This is a genomic window from Salinarimonas sp. NSM, from assembly GCF_052380005.1.
GTDB lineage: Bacteria > Pseudomonadota > Alphaproteobacteria > Rhizobiales > Beijerinckiaceae > Salinarimonas.
Map to the genome: position 1 here is coordinate 22,211 of NZ_JBQTCJ010000051.1, position 14,925 is coordinate 37,135.

Genomic DNA, 14,925 nt, shown 5'->3' on the forward strand with positions numbered 1-14,925 from the left:
CTTAGTACTTATTTGAAATTGCTCCAATGCGGGACGCGGACACGCCGCCACCGGCGCGTCGCAGGATCCGCAAGGCCTCGGCGTGATCGAGCGCTTCCTCGGCGAGCCGGCTGGTGATGGCCGCGTGGCGTGCGGCGACGACCTCCGGCGTGATGTCGCCCATCGCCTGCGAGACGGCGCGCCGCGCGGTCGCGGGGTCGAGGAGGCCGAGCCCGTCGGCGATGGGGAAGAGCAGGTTGAGCCCGATCGTGCCGGAGGCGGTGACCACGTCTCGGCGGCGCGGGAAGGCGTGCGCCCACCGCGCGACCCAGTCGTCGACGCGCGTGTTCGTCGCGCGCCTCGTCATGGCGCGCCAGAATGGCGTGTCGGAGCGGCCGCCGCGATAGTGCAAGAGGATGAAGTCGCGAAAGGCGTCCATCGCGTCTCCGAAGACGGCGTTGAAGCGCGCGTGCTCCCGTGGCTCCAGGTGGCGCCCGTGCGCGAGCGCGTCGAGCAGTAGCTCGAGCTCGATCAGCGTCGCGTGCAGCGACGTCGCCTCGAGCGGCTCGAGGAACCCCGCAGCGAGCCCGACCGCGACGCAATTGCCGAGCCATGGCTCCGCGAGGCGCCCGCTGGTGAAACGCAGGTGGCGCACCGGCACGTCGCCGATGCCGAGCGCGTCACGCATCTCGTTCGCGGCCTCCTCCGAACCGACGAAGGCGGAGGCATGCACATACCCGACGCCGAGCCGATCCGCCGTCGGGATCTCCCAGGCCCAGCCGCTGCGGAGGGCGATCGCGCGGGTGAACGGCGGGAGCGGACCCGGGCGGTGTGCCACCTGCGCAACCACGGCAGCGTCCACGGGCAGAACGTCATCATACCGCACGAAGGCCGCGTCTCGGCCGCGTACGACCCGCGCGACACCGCTGCAGTCGATGAAGAACGCACCCTCTACACGCCGACCGTCGCGCAGCACGAGTGCCGTCACGGAGCCGTCCTCGGCACGCTCGGCCGCGACGACATGGCCCGCGATCCTCTCGACGCCGCGCCCCACCGCCGAGCGCTCCAGGAACGCTCCGGCTCGCGCGGCATCGAAATGGTAGGCATAGGAACGCGAGAGGACACGCTCGCCGTCGACGGCGAGCAACGGTCCCTTGCAGGCCACCATCAGGCGGCTGTGCAGGTAGGCGTCGGAGACCGGCCGACCGACCGCGCAGAAGGACGCTTCGAGGATCGGCACGTCGAGCCGCGCCAGCTCTCCCAGATGACGATACGGATCGTCGATCGGCCCCCAGAACGAGGCGCCATCGGCTCGCCAGCCACAATGCCGTATGCCGAGCTTCAAGGTTGCCCTAGCATTCTCGAGGAAGTCCGCCTCGTCGATGCCGGAGCGTGGGTCGAGCATGGCGTCCGCGAAGAAGCCGGTCGTGCCTTCACCGACGCCGATCGGTTCGGTCTCGTCGGAGACGACGACCGCCACCCCCGTCCGTGGATCCAGACGGCCGCGTGCCAGGACGGCCGCGAGCCATCCGGCTGTACCGCCTCCGACGATGACCACGGATCGCAGGACCTCGGGCGACATGAGCGGCTCCCGCGCCGGGCCGCCCCCCTCGCGACGAAGGGAAACGGCGCGCGCGAGAGTTCAGCGCAGATCGCGCTCGCGTGCAATCCCTCGGCGCTCCAATGCACGGCTCCGAACGCGGTTCAACGCCGCTTTCGCTCTTGCCTGACGCCCGATTCCCTCGACGGACCGGACATCCACTGGACGCTCGACGTCGTGTTCAGCGACGAGCAGTCGAGGCTCCGCGGAGGACACGGCGCTCGCGACCTGGCCGTCCGACGCCGCTTCCCCCTCAACCTCGTGCGCGCCGTCGACGACGAGAAGCCCATCGAGCGACGCCGAAAGGTCGCCGGCAGGAGCGCCGACTACCTCGTCGGGGTCCTCGGCATGCTCCCGAACCGACCCGGCTTCGGAGCCCTGCGCCTCAATGCCCGCCCTGCGCCTTCTCGAAGGCCGCCTTCTGCGCGGGCGTCGCCTCGGCCTGGTGCTTCGTCTTCCACTCGTCGTAGGGCATGCCGTACACCGCCTCGCGGCTCTCCTCCTTGCTGAGCGCGACGTCACGCGCGTCGGCGGCGTCCTTCAGCCAGTTGGAGAGGCAGTTGCGGCAGAAGCCGGCGAGGTTCATCAGGTCGATGTTCTGCGCGTCCGGGCGCGAGGCGAGGTGGGCGAGGAGGCGGCGGAAGGCGGCGGCCTCGAGCTCGGTGCGGGTCGCGGGGTCCAGGTCTGAGAAGCGCATGCCGTTGGCCCTCGAAAGCGTGATCGTCTGCGGATGAGACGTCGTGCCCACGATATGGCGGATGACCCCGCGCCTGAAAAGGCATAAGGAAGGAAAGAGAACCTTCGAGAAGCGCGCAAAGCGTTCGCGACGGGAGGATGCGGATGGGAGCAGGGACGACAGGGGCCGCCGCGCGCCGCGCGCTCGCAGCGGGGATCTTCGACGCGGCCGTGGCGCGCGCACATCCGGCGACGTGCCTGCCCGCGCATCTGCCGCCTCCGCCGGCGATCGGGCGCATCCTCGTCCTCGCCACGGGCAAGGCCGGCGCGAGCCTCGCCGCCGCGGCCGCGGCGCACTACGCGACGGCCGGCGTCGCGCGCGAGCGAATCGGCGGGCTCGCCGTGTGCCGCCACGGCTACGCCGCGGACGCGGGGCCGATCCGCGTCGTCGAGGCCGGCCATCCGGTGCCCGACGAGGCGGGCGTCGCGGCCACGCGCGAGACGCTGCGCCTCGCCCGCGAGGCGGGGCCCGACGACCTCGTGCTGGCGCTGATCTCGGGGGGAGGATCGGCCAACTGGATCGCGCCCGCGGGCGACCTGACGCTCGCCGACAAGCAGGCGGTGACGAAGGCGCTCCTGCGCTGCGGCGCCTCGATCGGCGAGATCAACTGCGTGCGGAAGCGCCTTTCGCTCATCAAGGGCGGGCGCCTCGCCGCCCTCGCCGCCCCCGCACGCATCGAGGCCTTCGCCATCTCGGACGTCCCCGGCGACGACCCGGCGACGATCGCATCCGGCCCCACCGTGCCCGACCCGACCACGAGCGCGGACGCGCGCGCCGTGGTCGCCAAGTACGGCCTCGCTCTCCCCGACGCGGCGCGGCGCCTGCTGGAGGACCCCGCCAACGAGACGCCCAAGCCCGGCGACGCCTGCTTCGCGCGCACGCGCTTCACCGTGATCGCCCGCCCCGCCGAGGCGATCGAGGCCGCCGCGCGGGCCGCCCGCGCGGCGGGCTACGAGCCGATCGTGCTCGGGGCGGACGTCGAGGGCGAGGCGCGCGAGGTCGCCCGTGCCCACGCCGCCCGCGCCCGCGCCGAGAAGGCCGCGGGGCGGCGCGTCGCGATCCTGTCGGGCGGCGAGCTCACGGTGACGATCCGCGGGGGCGGACGCGGCGGGCCCAACCAGGAATACGCGCTCGCCCTGGCGCTGGCGCTGGCGGAGACCCCCGGCATCGCGGCCCTCGCGGGCGACACCGACGGCACCGACGGCGGGTCCGGCGCATCCAGCGATCCGGCGGGCGCCTACGTCGACGAGACCACCCTTGCGCGCGCCCGCGCGAAGGGCCTGGACGCCGCGCGCTTTCTGGACGAAAACGATTCAACCGCCTTCTTCGAGGCTCTCTCCGATCTCCACGCCCCCGGCCCTACCCGCACGAACGTCAATGATTGCCGCGTCATCCTCGTCGACTGAGCGGCGCGTCCGCGCACGCGCCGCACGCCTCCTGGCCGCCTGCGCGCTCGCCGGGGTCGGGACGGCGCTCGCGCCGCAGCCGGCGGCGGCGGACCTGCGCCTGTGCAACATGACCGGCTCGCGCGTGGGCATCGCCATCGGCCACCGCGACGCGGACGGCTGGATCACCGAAGGCTGGTGGAACCTCGACCCGCGCGCCTGCGAGACCCTGCTCGAAGGCGTGCTCGCCTCGCGCTTCTACTATGTCTACGCGATCGACTACGACCGCGGCGGCGAGTGGGGCGGGCGCACGCAGATGTGCACCCGCGAGTTCGAGTTCACCATCCGCGGTGTCGAGGACTGCCTCGCCCGCGGCTTCGACCGAAACGGCTTCTTCGAAGTCGACACCGGCCAGCAGCGCAGCTGGACCATTCAGCTCACCGATCCAGACAGACCCGGAGCCGCTCTGCGATGACGCGATCGAGACGTACCAAGATCGTCGCCACCCTGGGACCCGCGTCCAGCACGGTCGAGATGGCCTGCCGGCTGCACGACGCCGGGGCGGACATGTTCCGCATCAACATGAGCCATCTGTCGCGCGACGCCCTGCGTGCGCAGGTGGAGATGGTGCGCGAGGTCGAGGCGCGCGTGCGCACGCCCGTGCCCGTCCTCGTCGACCTCCAGGGCCCGAAACTGCGGGTGGGGACCTTCTCCGGCGACCGCGCCGAGATCATGGTCGGCGACCGGTTCGTCCTCGACGACGATCCGGCCCCGGGCGACGCGCACCGCGTCCACCTGCCCCATCCGGAGATCCTCTCGGCGCTCGAGCCCGAGCACGTCGTCATCATCGACGACGGCAAGCTGCGGCTCGTCGTCGAGGACGTGGTGCCCGGCAAGAAGGCCGTGACCCGCGTCGTCATCGGCGGCACGATCTCGAACCGCAAGGGCGTCTCGCTGCCCGACACCCACCTTCCCGTCTCCGCCATGACGCCGAAGGACCGCTCGGATCTCGAGGCGGCGATGGAGATCGGCGTCGACTGGGTGGCGCTCTCCTTCGTGCAGCGGCCCGAGGACATCGCCGAGGTCAAGAAGGTCACCCGCGGGCGCGCCCAGGTGCTGGCCAAGATCGAGAAGCCGCAGGCGCTCCAGCGCCTCGACGAGATCATGGAGATCTCCGACGCCCTGATGGTGGCCCGCGGCGACCTCGGCGTCGAGATGCCGCTCGAGCAGGTGCCCGGCATCCAGAAGCGCATCACCCGCGGTGCCCGCCGCCTCGGCAAGCCGGTGATCGTGGCGACGCAGATGCTCGAATCGATGATCACCGCCCCCGTCCCCACCCGCGCGGAGGTCTCCGACGTCGCCACGGCCGTCTACGAGGGCGCGGACGCGGTGATGCTCTCCGCCGAGAGCGCGGCGGGGCAGTTCCCGATCGAGGCGGTCGCCACCATGGACCGCATCGCCACGCAGGTGGAGCAGGAGGAGCTCTACTGGACGATCATCGCCTCGCAGCAGGCGGAGCCCGAGGCGACCGGCTCGGACGCCATCGCGGCGGCGGCGCACCGCATCGCCGACACGCTCGGCATCAACGTCATCTGCGCCTGGACCTCGTCGGGCGCCACCGCCCTGCGCATCGCCCGCGAGCGGCCGAACTCGACCATCGTGGCACTCACCCCGAGCCGCGGAGCGGCCCGCCGCGCCCAGCTCGGCTGGGGCGTACACCCGATCATCACCCGCGACGCCCACGACGTCGACGACATGACCTTCCGCGCCTGCAAGTTCGCGGTCCGCACCGGCCTCGCCAAGGTGGGCGAGCGGATCATCGTGGTCGCCGGCGTGCCCTTCGGGACGCCCGGCGCGACGAACATGGTGCGGATCGCGTTCGTGAAGCAGGAGCATGCGGACGCGGCGTGAGGAACGGCTCGGGCGTCGCGCGCGCCGCCCGAATTCCCCCCTCACCCCCGCTCCACCACCGGCGTCGCCATCGGCTGAGGGCCGCGCTGGAACTCGATGCCGCACTGCTTGCGGGTGGAGACCTGCTCGATCGCGTCCATCTCGCCCTTCAGGCGAGCGAGCTCGGCCGCCTGTGCGCCGTCGCCGCGCACGAGGAAGGCCGCCGGCCAGAACAGGATGAGGCTGACGCCGGTGGCGACCGCGTCGTTCGAGGCGCGCTGGTTCTGCGCGCCGGTCGCCGCGATCGCGCGGGAGGAGACCCGCGTCGCCTCCTCGTGCAGCTGGTCGCAGGTGTAGCTCTCGTAGGTCAGCGGCGAGACGTAGGCCGCCGTGATGTCGCTCGCCCGCGAGGCGCAGCCCGCCAGCATCGCCGCCGCCAGGATCACAATCGAGAAACGCATGAGCCGCCCACCCCCGGATAGTCGTTTGTGGCGTCAATGTGGCATACCGCTGGTGGTTCGTCGATGCGCGAGACGCGGTGCGCAGCCGAGCATGTCGCGCATGCCGCTCATGCAGGCGGGCACCGCTGGACGCCCCGTCGACGCCCCGTTAACCCTACCCGCGCCTCACCCGCACCCGATGAGACTTTCCTAACGCCCCTGCCCCCTACTGACCGCGGCCAGCACCCGGGGAGGCCTGATCGTGCCGTCGCGCATCACCGACAGCGAGACACCGCGCTATTCCTTCGTCATCCCGCTCTTCGACGAGGAGCTGGCGCTGCCGATCCTGTTCCACCGGCTCGGGCAGCTGATGGAGACGCTCGACGGGCCCGCCGAGGTGATCCTCGTCGACGACGGCAGCCGTGACCGCTCGGGCATCCTCGCCGCCGGCAAGGCGAAGGACGACCCGCGCTGGCGCTACCTCGCGCTCTCGCGCAATTTCGGGCACCAGATCGCGATCACCGCGGGCATGGACGTCGCGCGCGGCGAGGCGGTCGTCGTCATGGACGCGGACCTGCAGGACCCGCCGGAGGTCGTGCACGACCTCGTCGCGAAGTGGCGCGAGGGCTTCGAGATCGTCTACGCCCAGCGCGTCTCGCGCGCCGGCGAGAGCCGGCTCAAGCTGTGGACGGCGAGCCTGTTCTACCGGCTCCTGGCGCGGCTCACCCGCGTCGAGATCCCCCGCAACGTCGGCGACTTCCGGCTCGTGGACCGCAAGGCGGTGGACGCCTTCAAGGCGATGCCCGAGCGCGACCGCTTCGTGCGCGGCATGTTCGGCTGGATGGGCTTTCGCCAGGCCGCCGTGCCCTATCACCGCCTCGCGCGGGTGGCGGGCGAGACGAAGTACTCGATGCGCAAGATGATGCGGCTCGCCTTCGACGGCATCGTCGGCTTCTCGGACGCGCCGCTGCGGCTCGTGCTGTGGCTCGGCCTCGCGGTCTCGGCGGGAGCGCTCGGCTACGGCGGCTGGGTGGTCGTGCTGAGCCTCCTCGACGCGACGCTGGTGCCGGGCTGGGCGTCGCTCGCGGTCATCCTGTCCTTCCTCTCGGGCATCAACCTGATCACGACCGGGGTCGTGGGCCTCTACGTCGGCCGCATCCACAACGAGGTGAAGGGGCGGCCGCTCTACGTCGTCGGGCGCACCGTGAACCTCGACACGGCGCGCCGCGAGGCGGCCACGCCCGTCGTGGAGTCCGCCCTCCGGGCCGGCGAGGCCGCCCGATGAACGCCTCCTTCGACGCCTACCGCGAGAGCTACGAGGACGAGGTCGCCCGCTCGATCGCCTTCTCGGGCCTCTCGCACGACTTCTTCCTCGCAGCGAAGGCGGATTTCCTGGCGGGCCTCTTCGCCCGGCATTTCGCGGGCCGCGCGCCCGATCTCCTCGACGTCGGCTGCGGCGTCGGGCGGCTGCATCCGCTCCTCGCACCCATGGTTGGGCGCCTCGTCGGCACGGACGTCTCCGGCGAGAGCCTGGCGCGGGCGCGGCGGGACAACCCCTTCGCGGAGTATCGCGAGAGCGGCGGCGAGGCGCTGCCCGCGCAGGACGGCTCGGTCGACGTCGCGCTCGCCACCTGCGTCGTCCACCACGTGCCGCCGGCGCGCTGGCCCGGGTTCCTCGCCGAGATGCGCCGGGTGGTGCGGCCCGGCGGGCTCGTCGTCGTGATCGAGCACAACCCGCTCAACCCCGGCACGCGGCTCGCGGTGGCGCGCTGCCCGTTCGACCACGACGCCGTGCTGCTGGGCGCGCGGCGCGCCCGCGCGCTGCTGGCACAGGCGGGATGCGCGGGCGTCGAGAGCGCGCACATCCTCCTCGCGCCGACGGCCGCGCCCTGGGCGCGCGCCCTGGAGCGGCGCGTCGCGCGCCTGCCGCTCGGCGCGCAATACGTCGCCTGGGGGCGCGCATGAGGCGCGCCCTCGCCGCCAGGGCGGGACGGCTCGCCCGCACGCCGCTCGTGCGGCTGCTCGCGGTGGGCGGCGTCTCGACCGGGCTCTACCTCGCGCTCGCCTCCGCGGGGGAGGCGCGCCTCGGCCTGCCCGCCGCCGCGGCCTCGATCGGCGCCTATGCCGGCGCCGCCGTGTTCTCCTACGTCGCGCATCGCGGCTTCACCTTCCGCACGACGCGCCCGCATCGCGAGACCGCCTGGCGCTTCTCCGTCCTCACCGCGGCGGGATGGGCCGCGGCGCTCGCGATCCCGCTCGTGCTGACGGAGGGGCTCGGCGCGCCGCCGCTGGCGAGCTTCCTCGCCGTCGCGATCGCGATCCCCGCCGCGAACGCGCTGGCGCTCTCGCGTCTCGTCTTCGCGCGCGCGCTCACCACGCCCCATACCCGCTAGGCGACGTCCCATGCAGACCACGAGCCCCGCCCTCGTCGCCGCCGACCGGCCGCTGCCGCTGGGCCTCGACAAGACGCTTCTCTACCCGGCGCTCGCGCTCGCCGCGTGCCTCCTCGTCGAGCTCCGGCGCGCACCGCTGCTGCTCGCCGATCCCGACACGCAATGGCACGTCACGATCGGGCAGCACATCCTCGCCACGGGAACCTGGCCGCGCGCGGACCTGTGGTCGCACACCTTCATCGGCGAGCCCTGGATCGCGAAGGAATGGCTCTCGCAGATCCTGCTCGGAGGCGCGCATCTCGCGGCGGGCTGGCCGGGCGTCGCGTTCCTCGCCTCGCTCGCCATCGCGATCAAGGTCTCGTGGCTGCTCGCCTTCCTGATGCGGCGGCTCGAGCCGCGTGTCGCGCTCCTCGCCTTCCTCGCGTGCGCGTTCCTCGTCCTGCACGGCTCGCTCGCGCGCCCGCACATCCTCGCGCACCTCCTGATGATCGGCTGGCTCGTCGGCGTGACGCAGGCGGTCGAGCGCGGACGCGCCCCGCCGCTCGCGCTCGCGCTGCTGATGATCCCATGGGCGAACATGCATGCGAGCTTCCCCCTCGCGATCGGTCTCGCGGGGCTCCTCGGGGTCGAGGCGCTCGCGCGCGCCCCCGCCGCCGGCAGGCTGCGGCTCGCGGTCTCGTGGGCCGGCTTCGGCCTCCTCGCCGTCGCCTGCACCACCCTGACGCCGTACGGGGCGACGCCGCTCCTCGTGGCGATCTCCGTGTTCGAGGCCAGGGAGGCGGTGCTCTACATCGGCGAGTGGCAGCCGCTGGAGCCGTTCGGCGCGCACTGGTTCGTTCTGCCGGCGGTCGCGGGCGCGGCGCTCGCCGTCGGCGCGATCGGCCGGCGCGACCCGCGCGCCGGCCTCGTGCGCGGCGCGATCGTTCTCCTGTGCGGATACATGGCGCTGCAGCATCAGCGCTTCGTGCCGGATTTCGCGATCGTGACGCTCGTCGTGCTCGCCGATCCGCTGGCCCGGCTGTGGCCGCGGCTCGCGGCACCGCCCCGCAGCGCCCCGACCCGCGCGGCGCGCCTCGCGGTCGGCGGCGTTCTCGCCGCGGCCCTCGTCGCGGCCCTCCTCCTGCCCCGCGCGTCGATGGCGCCGCACCCGCGGGTGACGCCGCTCGCCGCACTGGAGACCGCACGCGCGGCGGGCATCGCGGGCACACCCGTCCTCAACGACTACATTCTCGGCGGATTCCTCATCCGCGAAGGCGTCCCGACCTTCATCGACGGGCGCTCCGACCAGCTCTTCCTCGGCGGCTTCATGCACGAATCGATGGGCGTGCTCGAAGCGCCCGACGCGACCGCGGTGACGGCGATGGCGGATCGCTGGGACGTCGGCTGGGCGCTGACCGCGACAGACACGCTCCTGGACCGCCAGCTGGCGGGTGCCGCCGGCTGGCGGGAGATCCACCGGGATGGCGACGCCGCCGTCTTCGTGCGCGAGGGCCGCTGACACCGCCCCTTCACGGCTCCCGGGCCGTGCCCACTCGCGCCTCCTGGACCGTCGACACCCGCTCCGGCTGCCCGGGGCGGGTGAATTCGTTCCGGATCGGATCGACTGCTCGCCGCGATCGGTTCAGGTCGCTATCACACTGGTTTCATTCCGCCGGCACGCACCTATCGACGGTATCTCTTCTGACTTGCTCGAAGTGAAAACCATCCAGAATGAAAATTAATACGTTCCCCGCTCGACGAAAACATCCAAAGTAGCAGTGAATGCCGAAACACCTACGCACGTATCTATTTCGCTTAAGTCTCCATTCACACGCTCGCGCTAACATTTGAAAGCCTACACGGAGATCCAAACGATGCGCGCCCAGACCTTCGGCCTCTTCATGCTCGCCGCCGGCGTCGCGGCGGCCCCAGCCCTCGCCCAGAGCTCACCGCCTCGCGCGGACCTCCTCATCGACGACGCCGTGATCGCGGAGGTCCGGTCCTGGCTCGATCAGGAGATCGTGCGGCTCTCCGTGAAGAGCCAGAACGAGCGCTACGCCGGCATCGACGCCGCGCGGATCACGGGCCTCGACGACGCCTGGCGCGCGGAGCGCGAGGCCTCGGACAAGCCGCTGATCGCCGCCACGCTGTCCTCACCGCTCTCGGTCTATCTCACCCGCGTGCAGGCCCGTGCGCTCGGCCTCTACGTCGAGGTCTTCGTGACCGACGCCAACGGGCTCAACGTCGGCCAGAGCTCCATCACCTCCGACTATTGGCAGGGCGACGAGGCGAAGTTCACCGAGACCTTCCCCAAGGGGCCGGCCGCCGTCTTCATCGACGAGCCGGAATGGGACGAGGAGCTGAAGATCTGGCGCGCCCAGCTCAACCTCACCGTCACCGACGCCGCAGGCACGACCCCGATCGGCGCGGCGACCGTCGAGATCAACCTCACCGAGCTGATGCGCCGCGACGGCTTCGTCGGCGGCTGAAGACCAGGACCCGGACAGATCCCATGCTGAACAATCTCTCCGTCACCAAGAAGGGCCTGGCCGCCTTCGTCGGGCTCGCCCTCGTCGGCGTCGCCGCCGGCCTCGTCTCCTTCGACCGCGCCAGCGTCGCGGGACACGCCATCGAGCAGGCCCGCGAGGCGCAGGAGCTGATGTCGGACGCCCGTGCCATCGAGGGCGCCGTCCTCGGCCAGGCCTTCGCGCTCCAGAGCTTCATCGTCTCGGGAGACCGCGATCACCTCGCGGAGTACGAGGAGGGCGTCGAGACCGCGCGCGGCCTCTTCGGCGAGATCGCCGGGGAGGCGCAGGCGCTCTCACCCACGCTCGCCGCGAAGGCGCGCGAGGCGGAACAGGTCTGGACGACCTGGCGCGAGGCCTATGCCGGGCCGCAGGTCGAGCGCATGCGCGACCCGCTGACCGTCGATCTCGCCCGCGCGGTGGCGAGCACCGTCGAAGCCGATCGCCAGTTCGAGGCTGCGGTGAATGGCATCCTCGCCATCGAGCAAGACGTGGTGGCGCTCAGCGACACGCTGGTCGTGGCTCAGGAATCGGCGCTCTCCACGGTGAAAGCGATGGGCCTCGGCGCCTCGCTCCTCATCGCCGCCGTGGCGCTGGCGCTGGCGTACATGAACTTCGCGACGATCTCGCGCCCGCTCGCCCGCCTCGCCGACACGACCCAGCGCCTGGCGGAGGGCGACCTCGACGCCGAGGTCGACGCCACAGCGCGGCGCGACGAGATCGGCCGCATGGGCGCGGCCCTCGGCGTCTTCCGCGAGAACCTCATGCGGACCCGCGCGCTCGAGGCCGAGTCCGCCGACCAGCGCGAAGCTGCCGAAAGGCGCCGCCGCGAGGAGATGGCGCGGCTCGCGCAGGAATTCGAGGCGTCGGTGCTCCAGCTCTCCGACGAGATGCAGGCGGAGACCGCCCGCCTCTCGGAAGCCGCCGCGACGCTGTCGGGCATCGCCGCGCAGACGACCGAGCAGGCGGTCGGCGCCTCCAGCGCCTCCGAGGAGACCTCGGCCAACGTCCGCGGCGTCGCGTCCGCCGCCGAGGAGATGTCCGCCTCGATCAACGAGATCACGAGCCAGGTCCACGCCTCCTCCGAGATGGCGGTGGAGGCCGCGGGCGACGTCGAGCGCTCGAACGTCGCGCTGTCCAACCTCAGCGGCGTGGTGCAGCGCATCGGCGACGTGACGAAGCTGATCTCCGAGATCGCCGCTCAGACGAACCTGCTGGCGCTCAACGCCACCATCGAGGCGGCGCGGGCCGGCGAGGCCGGCAAGGGCTTCGCCGTCGTCGCCGCCGAGGTGAAGTCGCTCGCCGACCAGACCGGCAAGGCGACCGAGGAGATCGCCGGGCAGATCGCCGAGATGCGCGGCGCGGCGCAGGCCTCAATCGAGGCCGCCGGTGCGGTGGCCGAGAAGGTTCGTGCCATCACCGAGCGGATGAACACCGTCGCCGCCGCCGCCGAGCAGCAGAACGCCACCACCGGCGAGATCGCCCGCAACGTCGCGCAGGCGGCGACCGGCACGCAGGACGTCAGCCGCACCATCGGCGAGGTCTCGGGCCAGGCGACCCGCACGGGCGAGCTCTCCGAGCTGGTCGAGACGTCCTCGGGCAAGCTCCAGGAGCGCTCCTCCGCCCTGCGGGCGGCGATGGACGCCTTCTTGGGCCGCGTACGCGCCGCCTGAGGGCCGCAAGTGCAGGCGGGCCGACCGGCAGATCGGTCCTGCGAAGAGAACCGGGCGCCCGCCCGCGGCGAGCCTCTCAGAAGGCGATCCGCAGGCGGGCGCTCAGCGCGTGCTCGGCAGCCCTGTCGTCGAGGGTCGCCGTGTAGTCGACGGCGATCGTCGCGACATCCCCGAGCGCCGTCTCGAAGCCGGCCCCCAGCACGGCGGCATCGCGGGCGATCTCCGCCGCCGCCGTGCTGAAGCCTTGGCCCCCGAGGCTCGGCCGCGCCAGGGGCGTCGTCTCACCGAAGGCGTGGCGCCAGCCGATCGTCGCGTAGGCCGTCGTCGGCAGCGGCAGGTCGAGCGCCACGAAGGTGCGCAGGCCGAGCGTGCCGTAGGTCGTGCGGGTCGTCCCGCCCGGCACGGCGAGGGCCGCGGCGCCCCCGCGCTCGCTGTACGCGTCGGCCGTGGTCTCGACGTGCGCGATCCCGGCGAAGGGCTCCAGGTCGATGGGCCCGAACGTAGCCCGCCGGGCGACCTCGCCGAACAGGGTGAGGGTCCGGGCCTCGAACGACGCCGACAGCGCGTCCGAGAAGGTACCGAAACGCACCGTCCGCGCCGTCTCGACATCGTGCGTCGTGTGGGTCGCGCCCGCGGTCAGGCGAAAGCCGCCCAGGCGTCCCACGGCGTAGCCGCCGACGGACCAGTCCCGGCTCGATCCGGACGAGGCGCGGTCGCGCACGGACATGCTGGTCCGGCCGGCACCGGCCATGAGCCCCACGCGCAGCCGCGGATCGAGCGCGACGTCGAAGCCGCCGACGATGCCGCCCGTGGAGAGGCTGGAGGAAGCCGCGTTCACGGTCGCCTGCGTCGACCGCCAGGCCCCGTAGCCGCGCGCCCAGATGCCGTAGCGCTCCCCTGCGGCGCCCTCGGAGCGGGGCGCGAGCGAGGCGTAGGCGGCGACCGGGCCGGGCTCGCTCTCGGCGAGGCCGCCGGCGGACAGGCCGTCGAGCAGCACGTCCAGCATCTGGAGCGGCACGACGTTGAGCCGTCCGGCGAGGGTCGCGTGGATCTCGCCGCCGAGCAGGTCGAACGCCCGGCGCGCCTCGGTCGCCGTGAGGGGGAGGATGGCGTCGTACACCGGGTTGCCGGACCCGAGCCGCTCCGCCGCCCCGCCGGCGCCCGCCTGGTTGGGCGTGAGCGCCACCGACGGGAAGGTCGTCGCGTTGCGGGCGAGCCGCAGGAACACGGTCCTCGGATCGTAGGCCAGCGTCGGCGTGAGGAAGGCGAAGCTCGAGCGCACACCGTCGAATGTCCCGACGATGCCGCCGTCCGCCTCGAGGATCTTGTACGTCGCCTCGGCCCGGTACGTCCCAGCCCCGCCCACATGGACGACCTCGCCCGCCAGCGTCGCGCGGCCGGTGACCCGCAGGAGGTCGCTCGCCGTGCCCGCCGGATCGACCTCGATCTCGAGGCGAGAGCCCGCCTGGAAGGTCGCGTCTCCGGTGATGGTCAGCGTCCCGATGGAGTTTCCGGGGGCGACGGCGCCGCCGCTCTCGACCACGAGCCCGCCGACCGACCCGACGCCGCCGAGGACGCCCGGCCCCGCGACCGTGACCACGGAGGGCAGCGTGCCGTCGACCGCGAGCCGTCCCTGCGACACGCGCGCCGGACCCGCGAAGGTGCCGACGCCGGTGAGCGTCCACGTGCCCGCCCCCGCCTTCTCGAAGCGCTCGAAGCCGCGGAACAGAGCGGTCGCACCGATCCGCTCGAGGGCGAAGGAGGCGTCGGTGCCGCCGCCGAGCCGCAGCGTGTCGCTCGTGCCGTTCGCCTGGACGTTGCCGGTGAAGGACCAGCCGGCGCGCAGCTCGAGCACGTTGGTCCCGCCCGTGAAGCGCACGGCGTCGGCGCCGTTGCCGCCGACGATCGAGCCGGCATTGATCAGCGTGAGGTCGGCGCCGCTGACGCCGTTCCCGCCCGTCGCCCGCGTCCGGGAGACGTCGCCGGCCTGGTAGCCGCCGTCGCCGCCGACGATGGTGCCGTAGTTCTCCACGCGCCCTCCGGCGGCCGCGGACACGCCGTGCCCGCCGGAGCCGCCGAGCCCGTCGTCGAACGACGGCGAATAGCTGCCCCCGCCGCCGATCCCGCCGCCGCCGCCGCCGCCGCCGGCGATGTTCCCGCGGTTGACCAGCGTTCCCCCGTCGAGGACGGCGCCGCTGCCGCCACCACCACCGCCGCCGCCGCCGAAATAGCCCCCGCTCCCGGCACCGTCGCCGCCGCTGCCTCCGTCGCCGCCGCGGAGCGTCCCGGCGTTCTCCAGCGTGGTGGTCACGGTCGCTCCACGAC

The 14,925-nt window shown here is 72.7% G+C and carries 13 protein-coding genes; 9 read left to right on the forward strand and 4 right to left on the reverse strand.

Translation table 11 applies throughout. The annotated features are described in order from the left end of the window. Position 1 precedes the first annotated feature (1 nt). The gene (locus tag ACTZWW_RS16945; RefSeq protein ID WP_444782150.1) at positions 2-1,561 is read right to left on the reverse strand and encodes a tryptophan 7-halogenase; all 1,560 of its coding nucleotides are present in this window, start codon (positions 1,559-1,561) and stop codon (positions 2-4) included. Positions 1,562-1,964: 403 nt separating this feature from the next. Beyond that, positions 1,965-2,276 (reverse strand): DUF1244 domain-containing protein, encoded by a 312-nt coding sequence (locus ACTZWW_RS16950; protein ID WP_444782151.1) that lies wholly within the window; start codon positions 2,274-2,276, stop codon positions 1,965-1,967. A gap of 143 nt (positions 2,277-2,419) precedes the next feature. Between ACTZWW_RS16950 and ACTZWW_RS16955 the strand changes: the two genes are divergently transcribed. From ACTZWW_RS16955 to pyk, 3 genes are read left to right on the forward strand one after another with little or no spacing between them, the layout of a single operon-like run. Beyond that, positions 2,420-3,721, forward strand: coding sequence for a glycerate kinase type-2 family protein (locus tag ACTZWW_RS16955; protein WP_444782152.1), 1,302 nt, complete (start codon positions 2,420-2,422; stop codon positions 3,719-3,721). Next, positions 3,693-4,175, forward strand: a complete 483-nt coding sequence (locus tag ACTZWW_RS16960) for a DUF1036 domain-containing protein (protein WP_444782153.1) — start codon at positions 3,693-3,695, stop codon at positions 4,173-4,175. Before ACTZWW_RS16955 ends, ACTZWW_RS16960 begins: the two co-directional genes overlap by 29 nt. After that, a complete protein-coding gene (gene pyk / locus ACTZWW_RS16965) occupies positions 4,172-5,611 on the forward strand; it encodes a pyruvate kinase (protein ID WP_444782154.1) in 1,440 nt (479 codons plus the stop codon). The genes ACTZWW_RS16960 and pyk overlap by 4 nt, the downstream gene beginning before the upstream one ends. Positions 5,612-5,652: 41 nt before the next feature. Here pyk and ACTZWW_RS16970 read toward each other — a convergent pair whose 3' ends face one another. Further along, entirely contained in the window at positions 5,653-6,051 is a 399-nt protein-coding gene (locus tag ACTZWW_RS16970) for a hypothetical protein (RefSeq protein ID WP_444782155.1), read from the reverse strand. A 235-nt stretch (positions 6,052-6,286) separates the two neighbouring features. Between ACTZWW_RS16970 and ACTZWW_RS16975 the strand changes: the two genes are divergently transcribed. The 6 genes from ACTZWW_RS16975 (at position 6,287) to ACTZWW_RS17000 (ending at position 12,600) form a co-directional block, all read left to right on the forward strand. Further along, positions 6,287-7,315, forward strand: a complete 1,029-nt coding sequence (locus ACTZWW_RS16975) for a glycosyltransferase family 2 protein (protein WP_444782162.1) — start codon at positions 6,287-6,289, stop codon at positions 7,313-7,315. Further along, positions 7,312-7,995, forward strand: a complete 684-nt coding sequence (locus ACTZWW_RS16980; RefSeq protein WP_444782156.1) for a class I SAM-dependent methyltransferase — start codon at positions 7,312-7,314, stop codon at positions 7,993-7,995. Before ACTZWW_RS16975 ends, ACTZWW_RS16980 begins: the two co-directional genes overlap by 4 nt. Further along, positions 7,992-8,423, forward strand: coding sequence for a GtrA family protein (locus tag ACTZWW_RS16985; RefSeq protein ID WP_444782157.1), 432 nt, complete (start codon positions 7,992-7,994; stop codon positions 8,421-8,423). The genes ACTZWW_RS16980 and ACTZWW_RS16985 overlap by 4 nt, the downstream gene beginning before the upstream one ends. Before the next feature lie 10 nt (positions 8,424-8,433). Continuing rightward, complete coding sequence (locus ACTZWW_RS16990) at positions 8,434-9,921, forward strand: hypothetical protein (RefSeq protein WP_444782158.1); 1,488 nt, start codon at positions 8,434-8,436, stop codon at positions 9,919-9,921. 355 nt (positions 9,922-10,276) lie between these two features. Next, a complete protein-coding gene (locus ACTZWW_RS16995; protein ID WP_444782159.1) occupies positions 10,277-10,891 on the forward strand; it encodes a hypothetical protein in 615 nt (204 codons plus the stop codon). 23 nt (positions 10,892-10,914) lie between these two features. Next, positions 10,915-12,600, forward strand: coding sequence for a methyl-accepting chemotaxis protein (locus ACTZWW_RS17000; RefSeq protein WP_444782160.1), 1,686 nt, complete (start codon positions 10,915-10,917; stop codon positions 12,598-12,600). A gap of 76 nt (positions 12,601-12,676) precedes the next feature. Here ACTZWW_RS17000 and ACTZWW_RS17005 read toward each other — a convergent pair. Beyond that, a partial coding sequence (locus tag ACTZWW_RS17005; protein WP_444782161.1) for an autotransporter outer membrane beta-barrel domain-containing protein occupies positions 12,677-14,925 on the reverse strand: 2,249 nt, incomplete at its 5' end.

Coding starts and splice junctions, on each gene's coding strand:
- ACTZWW_RS16945 (WP_444782150.1), bottom strand. CDS start 1,561: ATGTCGCCCGAGGTCCTGCGATCCGTGGTCATCGTCGGAGGCGGTACA.
- ACTZWW_RS16950 (WP_444782151.1), bottom strand. CDS start 2,276: ATGCGCTTCTCAGACCTGGACCCCGCGACCCGCACCGAGCTCGAGGCC.
- ACTZWW_RS16955 (WP_444782152.1), top strand. CDS start 2,420: ATGGGAGCAGGGACGACAGGGGCCGCCGCGCGCCGCGCGCTCGCAGCG.
- ACTZWW_RS16960 (WP_444782153.1), top strand. CDS start 3,693: ATGATTGCCGCGTCATCCTCGTCGACTGAGCGGCGCGTCCGCGCACGC.
- pyk (WP_444782154.1), top strand. CDS start 4,172: ATGACGCGATCGAGACGTACCAAGATCGTCGCCACCCTGGGACCCGCG.
- ACTZWW_RS16970 (WP_444782155.1), bottom strand. CDS start 6,051: ATGCGTTTCTCGATTGTGATCCTGGCGGCGGCGATGCTGGCGGGCTGC.
- ACTZWW_RS16980 (WP_444782156.1), top strand. CDS start 7,312: ATGAACGCCTCCTTCGACGCCTACCGCGAGAGCTACGAGGACGAGGTC.
- ACTZWW_RS16985 (WP_444782157.1), top strand. CDS start 7,992: ATGAGGCGCGCCCTCGCCGCCAGGGCGGGACGGCTCGCCCGCACGCCG.
- ACTZWW_RS16990 (WP_444782158.1), top strand. CDS start 8,434: ATGCAGACCACGAGCCCCGCCCTCGTCGCCGCCGACCGGCCGCTGCCG.
- ACTZWW_RS16995 (WP_444782159.1), top strand. CDS start 10,277: ATGCGCGCCCAGACCTTCGGCCTCTTCATGCTCGCCGCCGGCGTCGCG.
- ACTZWW_RS17000 (WP_444782160.1), top strand. CDS start 10,915: ATGCTGAACAATCTCTCCGTCACCAAGAAGGGCCTGGCCGCCTTCGTC.